The sequence below is a fragment of the Streptomyces alkaliphilus genome (assembly GCF_014141535.1).
Lineage (GTDB): Bacteria > Actinomycetota > Actinomycetes > Streptomycetales > Streptomycetaceae > Streptomyces > Streptomyces alkaliphilus.
In genome coordinates, this window is the sequence record NZ_VKHT01001376.1 from 1 (window position 1) to 1,027 (window position 1,027).

1 protein-coding gene is annotated in these 1,027 nt (G+C 79.5%); it reads right to left on the minus strand.

The window, feature by feature from the left end:
• Positions 1-50 precede the first annotated feature (50 nt).
• Entirely contained in the window at positions 51-980 is a 930-nt protein-coding gene (locus tag FNQ90_RS24575; protein WP_182608347.1) for a 4-(cytidine 5'-diphospho)-2-C-methyl-D-erythritol kinase, read from the minus strand.
• Between the last annotated feature and the right edge of the window lie 47 nt (positions 981-1,027).

Below are 1,027 nucleotides of genomic sequence, written 5' to 3' on the forward strand. Positions count from 1 at the left end.
CCGGGACACCGGGCGGTCCGGCGGCCGGTCGGCGCCGGCGAGGCGCCCGGTCAGGTGGCGGGCTCGCCGGCGGCGGGTTCCGGCGGCACCCGGTGGGCACCCGGCGCGGGCGCGGTGGTGACCCGGGCGGCCCGGCAGGTACCCGAAGCCTCCAGGGCCGCCGCCACCCGGCCGGCCGCCCCTGCGTCCTCGACGAGGAACGCGCAGGTGGGCCCGGAACCGGAGACGATCCCGGTGAGGGCTCCCGCCTTCTCCCCCACCGCGAGGGTGTCGGCGAGAGCCGGGCGCAGCGCGAGGGCCGCCGGTTGCAGGTCGTTGGCCAGCGCGCCGGCCAGCGCCCGCGCGTCCCCGGCGGCCAGCGCGGCGAGGACCGCGGGGTCCGGTTCGGGCACCCGCGGCACCCGTTCCCCGGCCGCGTCCCGCAGCCGGTCGCACTCCCGGTAGACCACCGGCGTGGAGAGGCCGCCGTCGGCGAGCGCGAAGACCCAGTGGAAGGTGCCGGTGACCGGCAGCCCGGTCAGCCGCTCGCCCCGGCCCCGGCCCAGCGCGGCGCCCCCCACCAGGGAGAACGGCACGTCCGAGCCCAGTTCGGCGCACAGCTCCAACAACTCCCGGCGGGGGGTGGCGGTGCCCCACAGCAGGTCGCAGGCGAGCAGCGCGGCGGCGCCGTCCGCGCTGCCGCCGGCCATGCCCCCGGCGACCGGGATGTCCTTGTCGATGTGCAGGTGCACGGCGGGCTCCAGCCCGTGCCGGGCGGCGAGGAGGGTGGCGGCGCGGGCCACCAGGTTGGTGCCGTCCAGCGGCACCTGCCCGGAGCCGGGTCCGGCGCAGGTGATCCGCAGCCGGTCGGCGGGGCGGGCGGTGACCGCGTCGCGCAGGCCGACGGCGAGGAAGACGTTGGCCAGGTCGTGGTAGCCGTCCGCGCGGGGCGCCCCGACCGCGAGCTGCACGTTGACCTTGGCGTGGGCGCGGACCGTCACGGCGTCCGTCCCTGCGGCGGGTCCGGGCCCACGCCAAGGTCAACGTG